This window comes from Marinimicrobium sp. UBA4209, from assembly GCF_002381585.1.
Lineage (GTDB): Bacteria > Pseudomonadota > Gammaproteobacteria > Pseudomonadales > Cellvibrionaceae > Marinimicrobium > Marinimicrobium koreense.
Genome location: NZ_DFTP01000117.1, coordinates 14783 through 31687, shown reverse-complemented (window position 1 = coordinate 31687; position 16905 = coordinate 14783). Strand labels below are relative to the sequence as shown.

The following is a 16905-nucleotide window of genomic DNA, read 5'->3' as shown; positions in this document are numbered from 1 at the left end:
CCACGGTGCCATGCCAGACGATACACTGCGGAAACGCTTTGCTGAGCATAACGAACAACTCCTGGGAACCCTTTACGGCAGTGCGCTGAGCAACGGCCAGTGGGGGCCGTTTCTCAAGCGGATGATCGATTTGACCGGGTCCCGCTCGGCCCGCTTACTGTTGTTGAATCAGGGCGCGAATACCGTTCAGCGCAGCATCAAGGTCAACATCGACGATAGTGCGCACCAGCGCTACGTGGAACACTTCGTCAATTTGTGCCCCTGGCGCACCGAGCTGGGAGAGAAGCCAACCGGGCAGTTGTATTCCACCTACCTCGATTTCAGTTGCCGACAGCCGACGTTTTACCAGACCGAATTCTTCAACGACTGGGCCAGAGGCCTGGATATTCATCACGGCGTGTGCGGCACGGTCTACAGCACCGAGCAGCACAAGGTGCAACTGTTGATTCAGCGCACCGGCGGGCAGGGGTATTACTCCCGGGAAGAGACCAACCTGATCAACAGCGTACTGCCCCATATGCGCCAGGCACTGCGACTCAGTGCCCAGATGGCCGACCGGGAGGCGCGGTTGACGTCGGCCCTGAATGCCGCCCAGAGTCACCCGTTGCCATTTGTTCTGTTCAATGCGAATGGCCAGATCCGTTACCTCTCGCCTCAATTGGAGCAGGCCGCCCCGATGGGCCTGCGCTTCACCTCGGACGGCGTTGAATTCACCGACCCGAATCTGAATCCCCCCTTCAAAGCGGCTCTGCAGCGTCTGACGGGCCAAGCGGCCCACTGCCAAAGCCTGGAGTGGCGCTTTGAGGTGCCCCGCCCCCACTGCCCGCCCCTGTATTGCCTGTTGACGCCGGTGTTTCCGGGCGCCGAACCCAATCTGCCGTTCTGGCAGACCGATATCCACGCCGCGCTCTATATCCGGGACCCATTGGCTCAGATCGGCCGACGTCACCAGCAGTTGGTCACCGCCTACGGACTGACCGACACTGAGGCCAGGCTGGCCCTGGATATCGCTCTGGGTCTGGAACTGAAAGCGGTAGCCACCCGGGACCACCGCTCGATCCACACCCTGAGAAGCCAGTTGAAGTCCGTATTCAATAAAACCGGCTGTTCTCGACAGAGCCAATTGGCGGCCCTGGTCAACCAACTGCCGGCCCGATAGTCCCTCAACGGCACTGGTGCCACTTTTGCTCAACCCTGTGATATATTCATTCCCGATCCGGCATTTGGCCCCACACCCAGTGTCGGGTTTGCCAAGCAACGGCAATCGCACACAGAGCCATAACAACAGAGGCCAGTAACAGGCCCGGGACTTTCGGTGTATGAAAGACGACAAGCCCACCTCGTTCGATATTGCCTATCGGGCCGGGGTTTCCCAATCCACAGTGTCACGTGCCCTGCGCGACAGCCCGTTGGTCAACGAGGCCACCCGTAAGCGAGTCCAGGCAATTGCCCGGGAGCTGAACTACAAAGTCGACAAAAACGCCCGCAACCTGCGCTCCAAGCAGACCCGGACCATCGCCCTGCTGCTGTGTGAAGATCAGGGTATTGGCGACTCCATGATCAACCCCTTCTTTCTGTCCATGCTGGGCAGCATTACCCGCGCCTGTGCCAACCGCCAGTACGACCTGCTGGTGTCCTTTCAGCAGATGAGCGATGACTGGCACGCGGATTTTGAGGACGCCCACCGGGCCGACGGAATCATTTTCCTGGGGTATGGCGACTATGTGACCTACGTGGAAAAGCTGATCCACCTGAACGAGGCGGGCGCTCACTACATTACCTGGGGTCCGGTGTTGCCGGGCCAGCCGGGCGTGTCCATTGGCTGCGACAACTACAACGGTGCCTACAAGGCCACAAAACATCTGTTACAGCTCGGCCGGAAACGGATCGCGTTTATTGGGGACGCCAGCGAGCACTCCCCCGAGTTCCGGCGCCGCTATGAGGGGCACGCCCGGGCACTGAAGGAATTCGGGATTGAGCTGGATCCGGCCCTTCAGGTCGCGGCGGAAACCTCGGAAACCGACGGCAAGGCGGGCATTGAAACCCTGCGAGCGCGGGGCGTGGAATTCGATGCGGTATTTGGTGCGAGCGACCTGATCGCCATCGGGGCGATTCAGGGAATTGAGGCCGCCGGTCTGATCGTACCGGATGATATTGCGGTGGTGGGCTTTGATGACATTCCCACCGCCTCCTACACCCATCCGCCCTTGACCACGGTGCAACAGAACACCCGACTGGCGGGTGAGCTGCTGGTAGACAACCTGCTGAAGATGATCGACGGTGAGAAACCGGAATCTTTCCTGCTGCCCACCGACCTGATGGTGCGTGGCTCTTGTGGGCACAAGGCATAGCGTTCTAGCTTATGCGGTAATCTAACCTTCTCTAATAACGAATGACAACGGCACGTACGAATTGACTACCACTTAGCACATGAACCAAACCTAAATGTTTTCAATAACTAAACGGACCAAGTGGGCGTCGGGGTCAATATCACGGGTTCTAATCTACATCCCTGTTTAGACCCATCTCTTTATTCTGCCCGGTGTCGGTTGGCAAAGTAACGCGCTCGCCACTGGCAGCGCTTTGGCGCGCCGCATCTAGGATCTGCATTACAATCATGTTGTTTTCCAGTGAAGATAACGCATAGGGTTCGGGTTCGATGGTTTGCTCAATCACCGCCTTAAAATAACTGAAGGGATCATCATACGGATACGGCCGCTCTTCCAGTTTTTTGCGGGTTTCATCAAAGTCATCGTAGCCGCGGGCGAGGCGTTTACGATACTGATGGCGATTATCGGCATAGAGCACGCCAGTGGTGCCATACACCTCCATATCTTTGCGACCGATTGGCCAGTTCCACGACCCTTGTACAACAGCTTGGGCGTGAGGGTAGGTTAAAATGAGAGTCGCCTCATCGTCTACCTCAGGGTTATTTTCCGGCTGTAACTGCTGGGTCACTGCTGTGACGGTCTTGGGCACTTGACCGTCGGTCAGCCAGGTCAGTAAATTCGCTCCATAACAGGCAAAATCCATAATGGCACCGCCGCCATTTTGTACCGGGTCTAACAGCCAGTCTAAAAACTCCTGGTTGATCCCCAGTTTACTCGGACCTTTGTGACCGTCTTGAACCAGCACCTTGCGCATCTCGCCAATGTCGCCCGACTGTAGCGCCGCTTTGACTGCATGGTTAGTGGGATACCAGGTCGTTTCATAGTTTGTCAGTAGATGGATTTTGTGCTGTTTCGCCAGATCATACATTTTTTGGGCATGGGTCATATTGACCGCCAACGGTTTTTCAACCATGACATGAATGCCGCGCGGGGCAGCCACTTCCACCACTTCAAGATGCTCAAAAATACTGCCAAAGGCTGTAATGGCTTCTGGCTGGGTAGCGTCTATCATCGCTTCCAGTGTGGGGTAGACCTTATCCATACTGTAATCATGCTGGCTGGCATATCGCCGGGCCAGGGATTTATCCGGCTCGACAATGCCCACAATCTCAAAATCGCCGCGCTCTTCACTATTAAAAACCCAGTGCACGTGGGTATGGGTTAACCCCGCCACTCCAATCTTTAATTTATTATCCGCCATAGCCGGTCCGGAACTCGCGAGCAATAGCCAAAAAAACATCAGCCACTTCATTATTTTCTCCTGTTATCCGCTAAATTGATAATCAAATATTCGCATTCTATAAGGCAGAACAAATCCCGAACGTTGCTACAATCACATTTTCTTAAGTTGAACCAACCTAGCCGCCAAGCCGTCATTATTAACAGGACCATCGTAGATAAGAACCCGTACGCCATCGCCCGGTACCCCCAGGGTAATCTGACCGTCCACATCAAATCGCTCACCGGTATCGGCATCGCGCCACTCGCCCTGACTCAACCAGCGATCAACACTGATACTGGTTGCCTCGTCACCTTTGTTCAAGAGCACCAGTGCGGTTTGCGCCTGATGATCGTCCTGATATACCCGCAGAAACGACGCCGTATCGCCCGAGAAATCCAGATTGGCCTGCAGACCTTTTTGCAGGGCAACTGACTCCTGCCGAATATGGGCAATCCGACTCAGGTTGTCGGTAATGGCATGGCTGCGAGCCTGTTCAATCCGTTCCTGGCCGAAGTAATTCCGATTGCCTTCGTGCTCTTTGGTGCCGGGCATAAACCCGATTTCCGAACCATAGTAAATGGATGGAATACCACGGGAGGTGAACAGCCAGTTGTTGGCATTAATGTACGCCTTGGTATCGCCATCCATCCGACGAATGTCGTGATTCTCGTAAAAAGAGACCAGCTCGTAGGGATTATGATAAGGGCTGTTTTCCAGGTGCAGGTAACTCAGAATTTCCGAGTAATCACTCTCCGGATTTTCAAACACCGAGGTCAGGGTTTCCTGTGCGGGAAAGTCCAGGAGGCTCAAACCGCCATTTTCCGGCTGAGTGTGCTCCCCGAGAAACTCCGCGTCGAACACAAAGCTCTCACCAAACATGAAGAAATCCGGATGCTCTGCGCGAATGCGATCAGTAAACTCTTTCCAGAATTCATGGGGCTTGTGCCGCAAGGTATCAATGCGAAAGGCCGCCGCGCCCTGATCAATCCACTGAAGGTAAGCGTCCACTACATACTCCATCACCGCGGGATTATCGGCATCAAACTTACCCAGCTGCGCCAGGTCTTTTTCCCGCTCGTAGAAAGCATGCAGGGGGTTGTTCGGATTCAACTGCTCCGGCTCCAGGTTTTCGTGATCGGCAATCAGCTCGCCATTGCGCCCATAAACCTCACCGTACATCGGCTGGTCTTCCTCCATCGAATAGGCGGGTGAGCTGTGATTGGCCACAATATCCAGAACGATTTTCAGGTCGTGCTCTTCACGCAACCTCCGGGTCAGGTCCGAAAAGGTCAATCCTTCGGACTCCCAGTGTTCATCAACTTTGAAAAAATTGGTGCCCCAATAACCGTGGAAACCGGTTTTGCCGCCGTCTCCCGGCTGAGCAAAGCCGACCGGATCACCGCCATTAAAAGCCTGGTTGGGATTATCCACGATCGGAGAAATCCACAGCGCCGTGACCCCCAGTGATTTCAGGTACTCGGCATTATTCAGGATGCCTTTGAAATCCCCACCCAGGTAACCAACGTTGGCCTCTTTTCCATCAGGACCCGGCATGGGAACATCAAAGCTGGGAAACTCGCCGCCCTGATCTTCGTGGTTGTTGGAGGGGTCGCCATCCACAAAACGATCGGTCAGCAGGAAATAAATCGCCTCTTCGGCAAAGGCTTCCTGAGTGCCGTAGTAATGGGGTCGATCAGTGGTGGAGGTGCTCGTAGAGCCAGGAGTCGACGTGGAGGCACAGGCCGCCAGAGCCAGGGTGCTGGCGAGAATACTCAACCGGGTCGTCAGTGCGTGCTTCATGCGTCGACTCCTTCGTCAGTCACAATAAGGGTAGCGGCAGCGGCCACCAGGAAAGATACGCCGCCCGCCACGAGCACCCAAATAGCCTCACCGGCGAACAGATTATTCAGAATCAAACCCAACAGACTGCCGGCAATGATCTGTGGAATCACAATAAAGAAATTGAAGATCCCCATGTACACGCCCATTTTGTGGGAGGGCAGCGAGCAGGACAGGATCGCGTAAGGCATCGACAGAATGGACGCCCAGGCAAAGCCGACCCCCACCATGGACACCAGTAACCAGACGGGATCGCGAATGATCACAAACGAAATCAGTCCCGCCGCGCCCAGGCACAGGTTTACAATGTGTGCGCCCTTGCGCCCCAGCTTACGGGCCAGCAGGGGAATCACTATCGCCGCCAACGCGGCAAAACCGTTGTAGGCGCCAAACAGTACGCCCACCCAGTCAGCACCGTCGTTATAGAGTTTTGACGATGTATCCAGGGTCTGATAGTGATGGCTGGTAACCGCGCTGGTGGCGTAAATCCACATGGAAAACAGCGCAAACCAGGAGAAGAACTGAACCACGGCCAGTTGCGCCATGGTTTTGGGCATATGGAACAGGTCATGCGCCACCTGATAGATGCCATTGCCGGTTTTGCCCTGGCGGAGCATATAGCCCGCTACCAGCTGCAATATACCTACACCTCCCAGAAGTCCAGCCAGCACATAGACTTCCTTCTCAAGACTGAGACCATACACCAGAGCGGCCACCAGAATACCCGCCACCGCAAACACCGTACCCCAACCGCTGTAGGAAGACGCGGAGCGGGTTTCCACATCCGCTGATGCCGCCCGCTTCTGTTGTACCTTGAATTGTTCAAAAGCGGCGAGCTCTTCCGGGCTGTATTCGCGGGTTTTGAGTACCGTCCAGAGGACCGCCAGCAATAGAATTGCACCGCCAATCCAGAATGAATAGATCACTGAATCTGGCACTACGCCTGGTGCGGCGGTATTGCTGACATTCAGCCAGTTGGTCATGATCCAGGGCAAAAACGAGGCGACCACTGCGCCAATACCGATGAAAAAGCTCTGCATGGCAAAGCCTTTGGTCCGCTGTTTGTCCGGGAGCATATCACCCACAAAGGCGCGGAATGGCTCCATGGAAACATTGATGGACGCATCCAATATCCAGAGCATACCGGCGGCCACCCACAAAGTGGGTGAATGGGGCATATACAACAAGGCAAGACTGGCGAAAATGGCGCCGAACAGAAAGTAAGGACGACGGCGTCCCAATCGGTTCCAGGTTTTATCGCTCATATAGCCGATGATTGGCTGAATCAGAAGACCGGTCACCGGCGCCGCCAGCCAGAGAAACGCCAGGTCATCAATGGGCGCTCCAAGGGTCTGGAAAATACGGCTGACATTGGCATTCTGCAGGGCAAAACCGAACTGGATGCCCAAAAATCCGAAACTCATGTTCCAGATCTGCCAAAAACTGAGTTGAGGTTTTTGTTTCATGTTAACCACTTGTTATCTGTTATCGGGTGCTTTCAGCTTAGCATCTTCACACCCTTTAAATGAGAGCCTGACGCGCCAGCCGCTCAAATTAAGCAAGCCGGCGCGCCGCGGCAATAGCCTGCATACGTATTCATTCAAATATGGCTCTTTTTTGATCGATTTCCCGCCCTCGATATCAATGCATACGTATGTAGTCTGTTGCCGCCGATTCCAGCGCTAACGTATATTGGTTTCAGTTCAAATAAGGCCGGGTAACAACCAAATCCGCGCTAAAACAACGAAGACAATAACGCTTCAAGGCTCTTTGCGATGAATTCCTCTATGGCTCTTTTTGACCGGCGACCAGACCGGATTCAGTCAGTAATTTCTGCGGAGGTACACCATGCAAACTAATCCCTGGTGGCGCGGTGCCGTCATTTACCAGGTATACCCCCGCAGCCTCATGGACAGCAATTCCGACGGTATTGGCGATATTCCAGGGATCATTTCGAAGCTGGACTACATCGCCAGTCTCGGAGTTGACGCCATTTGGGTATCCCCGTTCTTCAAGTCGCCCATGAAAGACTTCGGGTATGACATCAGCGATTACCGGGACATTGACCCCATCTTCGGCACTCTGGACGACTTCGACCGATTGATCGAGCAAGCACACGCCAAAGGCATCAAGATCATTATCGATCAGGTCCTGAGCCACACGTCAGACCAGCACGCGTGGTTCGAGGAAAGCCGCCAGTGTCGTAACAACCCCAAGGCGGACTGGTACGTCTGGGCCGACCCCAAAGAGGACGGCACACCGCCGAACAACTGGCTGTCCATTTTTGGAGGTTGCGCCTGGGAGTGGGAGCCGCGGCGCGAGCAGTATTACCTGCACAACTTCCTCAAAAGCCAACCGGACCTGAACTTCCATAACCCGGAAGTCCGCGCCGAAATTCTGGACGAAGTGGAATTCTGGCTGAAACGGGGAGTAGACGGCCTACGTCTGGATGCGATTACTTTCTGCTTTCACGACCAGAAGCTGCGGGACAACCCGGCCAAACCCAAGGAAGAGCGCAAAGGCCGTGGCTTTACCGAAGACAATCCCTACGCCTTTCAGTACCACTGGTACAACAACGATCGCCCGGAGAATGTGCAGTTTCTCGAATCCCTGCGCAAAGTCATGGACCGTTACCCAGGCTCGGTCACACTGGGAGAAATCTCATCAGAGGACTCCCTGGCCACCATGGCCGAGTACACCAAAGGCAACGATCGGTTGCACACCACCTACAGTTTTGAGTTGTTGGTGGAGAACTTCAGCACCCGCTATATCCGTGAAACCGTGGAGACACTGGAGGCGAGCCTCGCTGAGGGTTGGCCTTGCTGGTCCATTGGTAACCACGATGTACGTCGGGTGATGACGCGCTGGGGCGGAGCCGATAAATCCGATGCCCTGGCCAAGCTGTTCAATGCCATGATGCTATCCCTGCGCGGAAGCGTGTGCAGCTATCAGGGTGAAGAGCTTGGCCTGACCGAGGCGGCGCTACAAAAGCACGAACTCCAGGACCCCTACGGGATCACCTTCTGGCCGCGCTTCAAAGGCCGGGACGGCTGTCGAACTCCCATGCCCTGGCAGAAGGATGTCCACACTGCCGGATTTTCTGAAGCAGAGACCACTTGGCTGCCCATTCCCCAAGAGCACCGAATCAAAGCGGTCGACGTTCAGGATAAAAACCCGGACTCCGTTCTGAATGCCTATCGTATTTTCGTTCACTGGCGCACCGATCAGCCAGCGTTGCGCCTGGGAGATATCGAATTCCAGGACACACCAGAGGGACAGATGCTGTTTACCCGTCGTCATGATGACCAGGCACTTCTGGTCGCCATGAACTTTTCAAACAAAGAAGTCGCGCTGGATGTGGAACATTTGAACGCAGGCCCGGCACTCGAAGGACACGGATTCAGCGGCGCAAGAATCGAAGGTCGACAGCTGATTTTGCCTGCCTATGGCGCCGGCTACTTCAGCCTGGATGGCTGATTGCTCCCACAGATTCACTCTGCATACGTATTCAATGGGTTGGCAACGGGAAACAGGCGTTGAATACGTATGCAATGAATTGCCCACCCATACACGATGGGATAGCCTGAATTTCAGCAGGAATTTGGCGAAACGTCGCTGAATCTGAAATCGCCTGGACTGATTTGCATCAGTGACTGGCGGCGACATTTTAACAACTGCTCAATGCTCAACCATAATAACCTATGAAAGGGGATCGTTAGATGATGAACACCAAGAAGCTTATTCTGCCTTCCATGATCGGCTGCCTTGCCGCCGGAATGACCATTGCTCCCGCATACGCCCAGGACCAAGAAGCTGGCATGCTCGAGGAAGTGGTGGTTACCGGTATCCGCCGCAGCCTTATGAACGCTATCGCCATTAAAGAAAACTCTTCCTCTATCGTGGAAGTGGTTTCCGCTGAAGACATCGGTAAACTGCCCGATACCAGCATCGCCGAATCACTGGCTCGCCTGCCCGGTCTGGCCGGTGAGCGGGTCAACGGTCGCACCAGCGGCATTTCCGTCCGCGGTTTCAACGAAGACTACGTCGCCACCACCATGAACGGCCGCGAATTGCTGGGCATTGGCGACAACCGTGGGGTCGAGTATGACCTCTACCCCTCTGAAATCATTTCCGACGCAGTCGTCTACAAGACCATGCAAGCCGATCTTGTGAATCAGGGCCTCGGTGGTGTGGTCGATCTGCGTACCCTGCGTCCGCTGGAAAATGATCGCATTATCAGCATTAACGGCAATTACGAAGTCAATGGCATGGAGTCCGCTAACCCGGACTACGATGACACCGGTCATCGCCTGGCATTCACTTATTCCGATACCTTTGCCAATGACACCATGGGCTTCGCCGTAACACTGGCTTCCATGGAATCGCCCAGTCAGGAGGAGCAGGCCGGCATCTGGGGTTACCCTGAGATCGACGAGGGCTTCATCTTCGGTGGTCACAAATCCTTTGTTCGCTCAGCCACCATGGAACGCGACACCATCTCCAGCGTATTTCAGTGGGAACCCACCGAAGACCTGAGCATCACCGTTGACGCCCTGTATATCGACTTCCTTGAGTCCAAAGTCTTCCGCGGTTTTGAAGATGGCGGGCCAGTCTGGGGCGGCGCGAACTACACTGTAGGCGACGTTGAAAACGGACTGGTCATGAATGGCGAATTTGATGGCTTCCACACCGTAATCCGTAACGATGGTGAAACCAAAGAAGGCGACCTGTCCACGTTCGGTTTCAACGCCAAGTATCGGCTCAATGAGACCTGGTCAGCTGAACTGGACGTTGCTACCAGCGAATCCGCCAAGGACCTGATCAATATGGAAAGCTTTTCCGGTACCGGTCGTGCTGGCACCACTCAGCAGGGCGATCCGGGTGCTCGATCATGGCAGCAAGTATCTCCCGAAGGTGTGAGGTTCGGTGATCACTCGAGCATTGCATTGCCCGACTATACTGACCCTGCTGCTATCCGCTTAGCGGGCCCACAAGCCTGGGGTGGCGCTATTGCCCAACGCGTTGGAGGGAAAAACAACGCGCAGGACGGCTTCGTTAACTATCCGAGCTTTGACGAAGAGCTGGACACTCTGCGTCTCTCTGCAATCGCTGAACTCAACGGCGATTTTTTCCAGAGTGTCGAGTTGGGTTTGAACTATTCCGACCGAACTAAAGGCAAGGTTAACTACGGTGCCTTCCTAGTGGCCCCCGGTTTTGATGCGGACCTGCCCCTCGAGGACCAGACCGCCCTGCCCTTGAACGACCCGGCCTTGGCTTCCTACTACGTTGGTACCTCCAGCTTAGACTACCTTGGTACTGGCACCAGTGTAGTTGCGTATGACGGCGTAGGGATGTATAGAGATGGCATTTACACCGAGATCGACGCTACCGAGTTTGAAACTGACCGCTTAGGCGACACGTATGTTGTGAACGAAGAAGTTCTCACCGCCTATACCAAAGCGGACTTCGAAACCGGCATTCTCTCCGGTAACGTGGGTGTGCAGATAATCGACACCAATCAACGTTCAGATGGCTTTGTCAGCGTATCTCGTGAAGACGAAGACACCGGCCTGGTCAGCGTTGTCGCGACTCCAGTCAGTGGCGGCGCTGATTACATCAAGGTCCTTCCAAGCCTGAACATGAACTTCCAGATGACGGAGAGCCAGGTTGTTCGTTTCGCAGCGGCGAAGACCCTTTCCCGGGCCCGTATGGATGAAATGCGCCCAAACAACACTGTCAACTTCCGATTTGACGACGCCCGTCGCGAAAGCGCCGATCCGGAATTCAGCGCCTGGAGTGGCTCCGGCGGTAACCCGAACCTGCGTCCACTCGAAGCCGTACAAACCGACCTGTCGTACGAGTACTACTTCACCAACGACGGCTATGTGGCAGCCTCATGGTTCTACAAGGATTTGCTCAACTGGCACATCAGCCAGGACGTGATCACAAACTTCGAGCCTTACTTCATCGAAGGCTATCATGATGCAGGTACGGACAACTTCCAGTCCTACCAGGGTCCGACCAGTTCCATTGCCGAACTGGGCAAGGGTAAAGTGGAAGGTATCGAGCTTCACGGTAGCTTGCCGTTCTATACCTTCAGCGAAACGCTGGACGGTTTTGGTTTGGTCGCTGCGGCAACCTTCCTCGACGGCGCTATCGAGTATGATGGCGAACAGCAGGAAATCCCCGGCTTGTCCGAAGAGTCTTACCAGCTGACGGTCTACTACGAGAAGAACGGCTTTGAGTTCCGTGTCAGTGGCCGCAAGCGCGATGCGTTCCTTACAGAAACCCGCGGCCTCAGCTTGGCGCTGACTCCGACAACGGACCAGGGCTCTGAGCTGTGGGATGCGCAGATCGGTTATGACTTCGGCGCGGGTGGTTTCGACTCGCTTGACGGCCTGAGCGTTACCCTGCAGGCCCAGAACCTGACCGACGAAGAAACCGTCGGAGCTGCAGAAGACGATCCCCGTCGGATCACGTCTTACCAGACCTTCGGTGCTAACTATCTGCTCGGTGTGAACTACCAGTTCTAAACAGGGCATGAAGGAAAGCCCCTGCTATAGTGAAGAGCTGTAGCAGGGGCTTTTTTTTGGCTGGAGATAAAGACGTGAATCATTCCATAAAAAATGTGTTGGTTGTCGGCGGCGGCTCCTCCGGATGGATGGCGGCAGCCGTATTGTCCCGATTTTTCAGCAAGCAGATCCGTATTCAACTGGTGGAATCCAGCGAGATAGGCACCATCGGTGTCGGTGAAGCAACCATCCCCCCCATCAAGAACTTCAATGATGTACTTGGCATCAAGGAAGCCGACTTTCTGAAACAGACACGGGGTACCATCAAACTCGGTATTCAGTTTGAGAATTGGAATCGCCCCGGCGACTGTTATATGCACGCCTTCGGTGAAATCGGGCGCAACCTCGGCATTGCCGGTTTCCATCACTATTGGCTGAAAGCCCGACAGGCCGGTGTGGCCGAAGACTTCTGGCGTTACTCGCTCAACGAGCAGGCCGCTCGGCATAACCGCTTTGCTCCCATGGAAACCATTCCCGGCACTCAGTTTCCGGGGCTTACCCACGCGTATCACCTTGATGCCGGCCTGTACGCACAGATGTTGCGCGCCTACAGCGAAAAGCTCGGCGTCAAGCGCATTGACGGCAAAATTCAGACGGTCGACAAGGATTCCGAGTCCGGCGATATCGCCGCCGTTGAGCTCGAATCCGGTGAACGCCTAGCAGCGGATCTGTTTATCGACTGCTCGGGTTTTCGCGCACTGCTCATCGGTGAAGCGCTGGACGTCGACTTCGAGGACTGGAGCCACTGGTTGCCCTGTGATCGCGCTCTTGCGGTTCCCAGCGAGGCAGCAGAAACCATCACGCCGTATACCCGGGCCATCGCCCACGAGGGCGGCTGGCAATGGCGAATCCCGCTTCAGCATCGCACGGGTAACGGCCTGGTCTACAGCCACCGCCACCTGAGTGACGACGAGGCGACGCATACCCTGTTGTCCAACCTGGACACCCCCGCCCTGGCGGACCCTCGTCCGATCCGTTTCAAAACCGGACGCCGGGTCCAGCAGTGGTGCCAGAACGTTGTGTCCCTGGGCCTGTCCAGCGGCTTTCTCGAGCCCCTGGAGTCCACCAGCCTGCATCTGGTTCAACAGGGGCTGACCCGCCTGATCAAGCTGTTTCCTCGCAACGGCATACAACCGAGCGATATTGAAGAGTACAACCGGCAGTCACAGTTCGAGTTCGAAAAAATCCGTGACTTCATCATTCTGCACTATCACCTGAACCGTAAAACCGACAGCCCGTTCTGGCGCATGTGCCGTGAAGCACCCAAGCCGGAATCACTGCTTCGGCGCATTGACCTGTTTGTCGGCTCAGGGCGGGTTTTTTGCGAGCAGGAAGAACTGTTTCGCGAAACTGCCTGGGAACAGGTCATGATCGGCCAGGGCATTACGCCACAGGACTATCACCCGCTGGTGGACAACATTGAAGATCATCAACTGCGCGAGTTTATGAATTTCTGGCAACGGATTGTCGACAAAACCGTCGCCCAGATGCCCTCTCACAACGACTTTATTGCCTCGATCAAGTAGTGGATACCTCATCATGATACGCCTGACATTATTCCTCACCCTGCTCCTTGGAATACCCGCCGCGCTTGCCGATCCCATTGACCGCATCGATCCGCCGTTCTGGTGGGCGGGCATGCGCAATCCCAACGTACAGCTGATGATTCACGGCGACCGGATTGCCCAGTGGTCTGTAAGCCTGGAGCATCCTCAGGTTGCGGTGACCGATGTGCACCGTGTCGAGAGTGAAAATTATCTGTTTGTCGATCTTGACGTTCGCAGCACCTTTCAGGGCGGGACTGTCACCCTGCAGTTTGCCCATGAAAACGGCGACAATTTCCAGCATGACTATGCGTTCCACACCCGCCGGAAAAACTCCGCCGACCGCAACGGCTTCAACACCACCGATGCCATTTATCTGATCACCCCGGATCGTTTTGCCAACGGCGACTCGAGCAATGACACACTTCCCGAGCTCAAAGAAGCCGCGAACCGGGACAGCAGCGTCGGCCGTCACGGCGGCGACCTGGCCGGGCTGATCCAGCACCTGGATTACATCGCGGACATGGGCTTTACCGCCATCTGGCCAACCCCCATGCTGGAAAATGATCAACCCGAGTATTCCTACCACGGTTACTCCATTACCGACTTCTATCGGGTAGATCCGCGCTTTGGTGACAATGAGGACTATCGACAGCTCAGCCTGCAAGGCAAAGCCAAAGGCGTCGGCCTGATTCAGGATATGATTCTCAACCACATCGGATCCGGCCACTGGTGGATGGACGATCTGCCCACCGACGACTGGTTGAACTTTCAGGACGAATTCGTCCCCACCACCCATTACCGGACCAGCGTTCAGGATCCTTACGCGGCGGACATCGATAAACAGGAGTTTGCCGACGGTTGGTTTGTGAAATCCATGCCGGACCTGAACCAACGCAACTCGCTGGTGGCCAATTACCTGATTCAGAACAGCATCTGGTGGATTGAGTACGCGGATCTTTATGGCATCCGTACCGATACCTATTCCTACTCCGACAAGGATTTCCTGACCGAGTGGACCCGCCGCATTATGGCGGAATACCCCAACTTCAATATTGTCGGTGAGGAGTGGAGCACCAACCCCAATGTGGTGTCCTATTGGCAGCGCGGCAAAGACAATAAAGACGGTTATGTGTCCTATCTTCCCAGCGTAATGGATTTCCCCATGTACGACGCCCTGCGCGCCGCACTGACGGAAGACGAAGCGTGGAATCGCGGGTTGATTCGCGTCTACGAAACCCTGGCGGATGACAACCTCTACGCGGACCCGATGAGTCTGGTCATTTTTGCCGAGAACCACGATACCAGCCGACTGTACAGCCTGATTGATAAGGACGTCGAGCGGTTCAATATCGCCATGACCTTGCTGGCCACCATGCGCGGGACCCCTCAATTCTTTTACGGCTCGGAAGTGCTTGCCACCAGCCCGAAGACCCGTGACGACGGCGCCGTGCGCAGTGACTTTCCCGGCGGTTGGGCCGGAGATACGCGCAATGGGTTCACCGGCGAAGGTCTGACGGATACCCAACGCTCTGCACAGGAATACCTTCGTCAGTTACTCAACTGGCGGCAGGAACAGGAAGCCATTCACCACGGTGACCTTCTGCACTATGCCCCTCACGATGGCGTTTATGTGTTTGCCCGCTACACCGAGAAGCAGCGCATTCTGGTGGCAATCAATCACACCGGGGAAACCCGCCAGCTCTCCAACGAGCGTTACGCACAGGCCATTGATGGTCACCTTTCAGGTACCGACGCCCTGAGCGGCGAAACCCTGTCCCTGGATAACGATCTGACACTCGAGCCAATGAGCGCGCTCATTCTGGAACTGCACTGACGGAAGACATACCATGAAAAAACCCTGGATCGCCACGGCGCTTCTGGCCTCACTGGCCGGATGCGCCCAGTCGCCCAAACCGATCGACAGTACGGACAGCCCGAAAACCCATGCCGGCAAACCCGTGGTCTATCAGATGTTCACCCGGCTGTTCGGGAACACCGAAACAACCAACAAACCCTGGGGCACCCTCGAGGAAAACGGCGTCGGCAAATTCGCTGATATCACCGACACCGCGCTCCGGGAGTTACACGCACTGGGGGCGACCCATATCTGGTACACCGGCGTACCCTGAACACGAGTGATATAAATCTACCACAGGAGCGCGATAATTATGGGATTTAGAGGGTGCCGAGGGGACTTATTGGGATAGGGTTGTGAAAGACTGTTTCACTCTGGGCAAGAGCGGGACGCCAGCAAAAAACGATCGAATCAAGGGCAGCTCCAGGGTGGACTGCCCTTTTTAGTGAGAGGCCTTGTCGAATATATCAGGTTGCTGCCTGGAGATGGCTCGCTTGCGGATCCGCTTGGCGATGCGGTAGATCGCGTTCACGGTCAGGTCGTATTCCCTGGCGAGCTCCAGGTGATTGCGGCCGTTGAACTTGTCCCAGATCTCCAGATCACGCTGGGTCAGCTTGTAGCGATAGTCCTTGGGAATCGTGATGTTCTGCCCTGCCCAGTGCTGAGCCAGGTCATCAGCGACCGCTGAGCCGCACTGCTCGGCCCGGTCCTCGGGAATGTTGAACTCGCGGAGCACCCGCGCAACGCGGTCCGCCGCTTCTGATAGTAGCTGGTGGCGCAGATGCTCCATTTGGTCACTCATCGCTCGATACCTCCTGTGTGGCGCACTTCTCAACGCGATTATGCCACTTCTTGAGATGTTCGATTACCCTGCTGGCCTCGTCCGTGCTGAGCCATTGCAGGGCTTCAATCTTGACCATGCGGCAGATGAAGGTGCCCATGGCCCGCTCTGACGGGTCGCGGACAGCGCCCAGGTCGTGCAGCTTGAGCCAGAGGTGGCGGATCATCCTTGACTGGCTGTCGTCCGCCAGAGGGCGGCTGTGGCCGCTCCTGGATGGCGCTGGCCGCTTCGGCTTGATCTTGAACCCCTTGGCCTTCAGTTGCTCCAGGACGATCTCCAGGCCGTTTATGGACAGGTCAGCGCTGCTGGTTTTGCCACCCAGAGCCGGGATGTTGGCGAGCATCATGCGATAGCTCTCATCAGCCATTCCGAGCTCCCGCCTGGCGACGTGGATCAGTTTGATCAGGCGCTTGCGGCGCCGTTCTGCTTGAGCTCCCATGGCTCTGGGCATCAGTGGATCCTCCTGGTGGTCTGGCGCTGCAGCTTCAGAGTGCGGCGCTCTTCTCGCATGGTCTGGATGTGGCGTTTGGCCGCCAGGGTGTTGCCAGCTGCTGCCGCCACCATGTAGCAGTGGCGTGCGGCCTCAATCCGAAGGTGCGTGCGCTCTATGGCGCGTTCCTGGAGTGCTGTCATGTTTCG

13 protein-coding genes are annotated in these 16905 nt (G+C 55.7%); 7 read left to right on the top strand and 6 right to left on the bottom strand.

Going from position 1 to position 16905, the window contains the following annotated elements; all coding sequences use genetic code 11:
* Positions 1-10 precede the first annotated feature (10 nt).
* Together B3187_RS17270 and B3187_RS17265 are read left to right on the top strand one after the other, a co-directional pair.
* Positions 11-1159 carry a helix-turn-helix transcriptional regulator gene (locus B3187_RS17270; RefSeq protein WP_286807729.1) on the top strand — a complete coding sequence of 383 codons (1149 nt, stop codon included), beginning with the start codon at positions 11-13 and terminating at the stop codon, positions 1157-1159.
* Between the two features lie 160 nt (positions 1160-1319).
* Positions 1320-2351 (top strand): LacI family DNA-binding transcriptional regulator, encoded by a 1032-nt coding sequence (locus B3187_RS17265; RefSeq protein ID WP_286807728.1) that lies wholly within the window; start codon positions 1320-1322, stop codon positions 2349-2351.
* A gap of 148 nt (positions 2352-2499) precedes the next feature.
* Here the strand turns inward: B3187_RS17265 and B3187_RS17260 are convergent, their stop codons facing one another.
* From B3187_RS17260 to B3187_RS17250, 3 genes are all read right to left on the bottom strand, one after another.
* Entirely contained in the window at positions 2500-3642 is a 1143-nt protein-coding gene (locus tag B3187_RS17260; RefSeq protein ID WP_286807727.1) for a Gfo/Idh/MocA family protein, read from the bottom strand.
* 81 nt (positions 3643-3723) lie between these two features.
* Entirely contained in the window at positions 3724-5412 is a 1689-nt protein-coding gene (locus B3187_RS17255) for an alpha-amylase family glycosyl hydrolase (RefSeq protein ID WP_286807726.1), read from the bottom strand.
* The gene (locus tag B3187_RS17250; protein ID WP_286807725.1) at positions 5409-6917 is read right to left on the bottom strand and encodes an MFS transporter; all 1509 of its coding nucleotides are present in this window, start codon (positions 6915-6917) and stop codon (positions 5409-5411) included. Before B3187_RS17250 ends, B3187_RS17255 begins: the two co-directional genes overlap by 4 nt.
* 382 nt (positions 6918-7299) lie before the next feature.
* Between B3187_RS17250 and B3187_RS17245 the strand changes: the two genes are divergently transcribed.
* The 5 genes from B3187_RS17245 (at position 7300) to B3187_RS17225 (ending at position 15699) form a co-directional block, all read left to right on the top strand.
* On the top strand, positions 7300-8928 hold the full coding sequence (locus B3187_RS17245; protein ID WP_286807724.1) for an alpha-glucosidase family protein: 1629 nt from the start codon (positions 7300-7302) through the stop codon (positions 8926-8928).
* Between the two features lie 242 nt (positions 8929-9170).
* Positions 9171-11984, top strand: coding sequence for a TonB-dependent receptor (locus B3187_RS17240; protein ID WP_286807723.1), 2814 nt, complete (start codon positions 9171-9173; stop codon positions 11982-11984).
* A 74-nt stretch (positions 11985-12058) separates the two neighbouring features.
* Positions 12059-13549 carry a tryptophan halogenase family protein gene (locus tag B3187_RS17235; RefSeq protein ID WP_286807722.1) on the top strand — a complete coding sequence of 497 codons (1491 nt, stop codon included), beginning with the start codon at positions 12059-12061 and terminating at the stop codon, positions 13547-13549.
* A 13-nt stretch (positions 13550-13562) separates the two neighbouring features.
* A complete protein-coding gene (locus B3187_RS17230; RefSeq protein ID WP_286807721.1) occupies positions 13563-15404 on the top strand; it encodes a glycoside hydrolase family 13 protein in 1842 nt (613 codons plus the stop codon).
* 13 nt (positions 15405-15417) lie between these two features.
* Positions 15418-15699, top strand: coding sequence for a hypothetical protein (locus B3187_RS17225; RefSeq protein ID WP_286807720.1), 282 nt, complete (start codon positions 15418-15420; stop codon positions 15697-15699).
* A gap of 168 nt (positions 15700-15867) precedes the next feature.
* Here the strand turns inward: B3187_RS17225 and B3187_RS17220 are convergent, their stop codons facing one another.
* The 3 genes from B3187_RS17220 to B3187_RS17210 are packed head-to-tail and all read right to left on the bottom strand — an operon-like array spanning position 15868 to position 16899.
* Positions 15868-16227 (bottom strand): Mor transcription activator family protein, encoded by a 360-nt coding sequence (locus tag B3187_RS17220; RefSeq protein ID WP_286807719.1) that lies wholly within the window; start codon positions 16225-16227, stop codon positions 15868-15870.
* Positions 16220-16717 (bottom strand): gp16 family protein, encoded by a 498-nt coding sequence (locus tag B3187_RS17215; RefSeq protein WP_286807718.1) that lies wholly within the window; start codon positions 16715-16717, stop codon positions 16220-16222. Before B3187_RS17215 ends, B3187_RS17220 begins: the two co-directional genes overlap by 8 nt.
* Entirely contained in the window at positions 16717-16899 is a 183-nt protein-coding gene (locus B3187_RS17210; protein WP_286807716.1) for a hypothetical protein, read from the bottom strand. The genes B3187_RS17215 and B3187_RS17210 overlap by 1 nt, the downstream gene beginning before the upstream one ends.
* Positions 16900-16905: the final 6 nt, after the last annotated feature.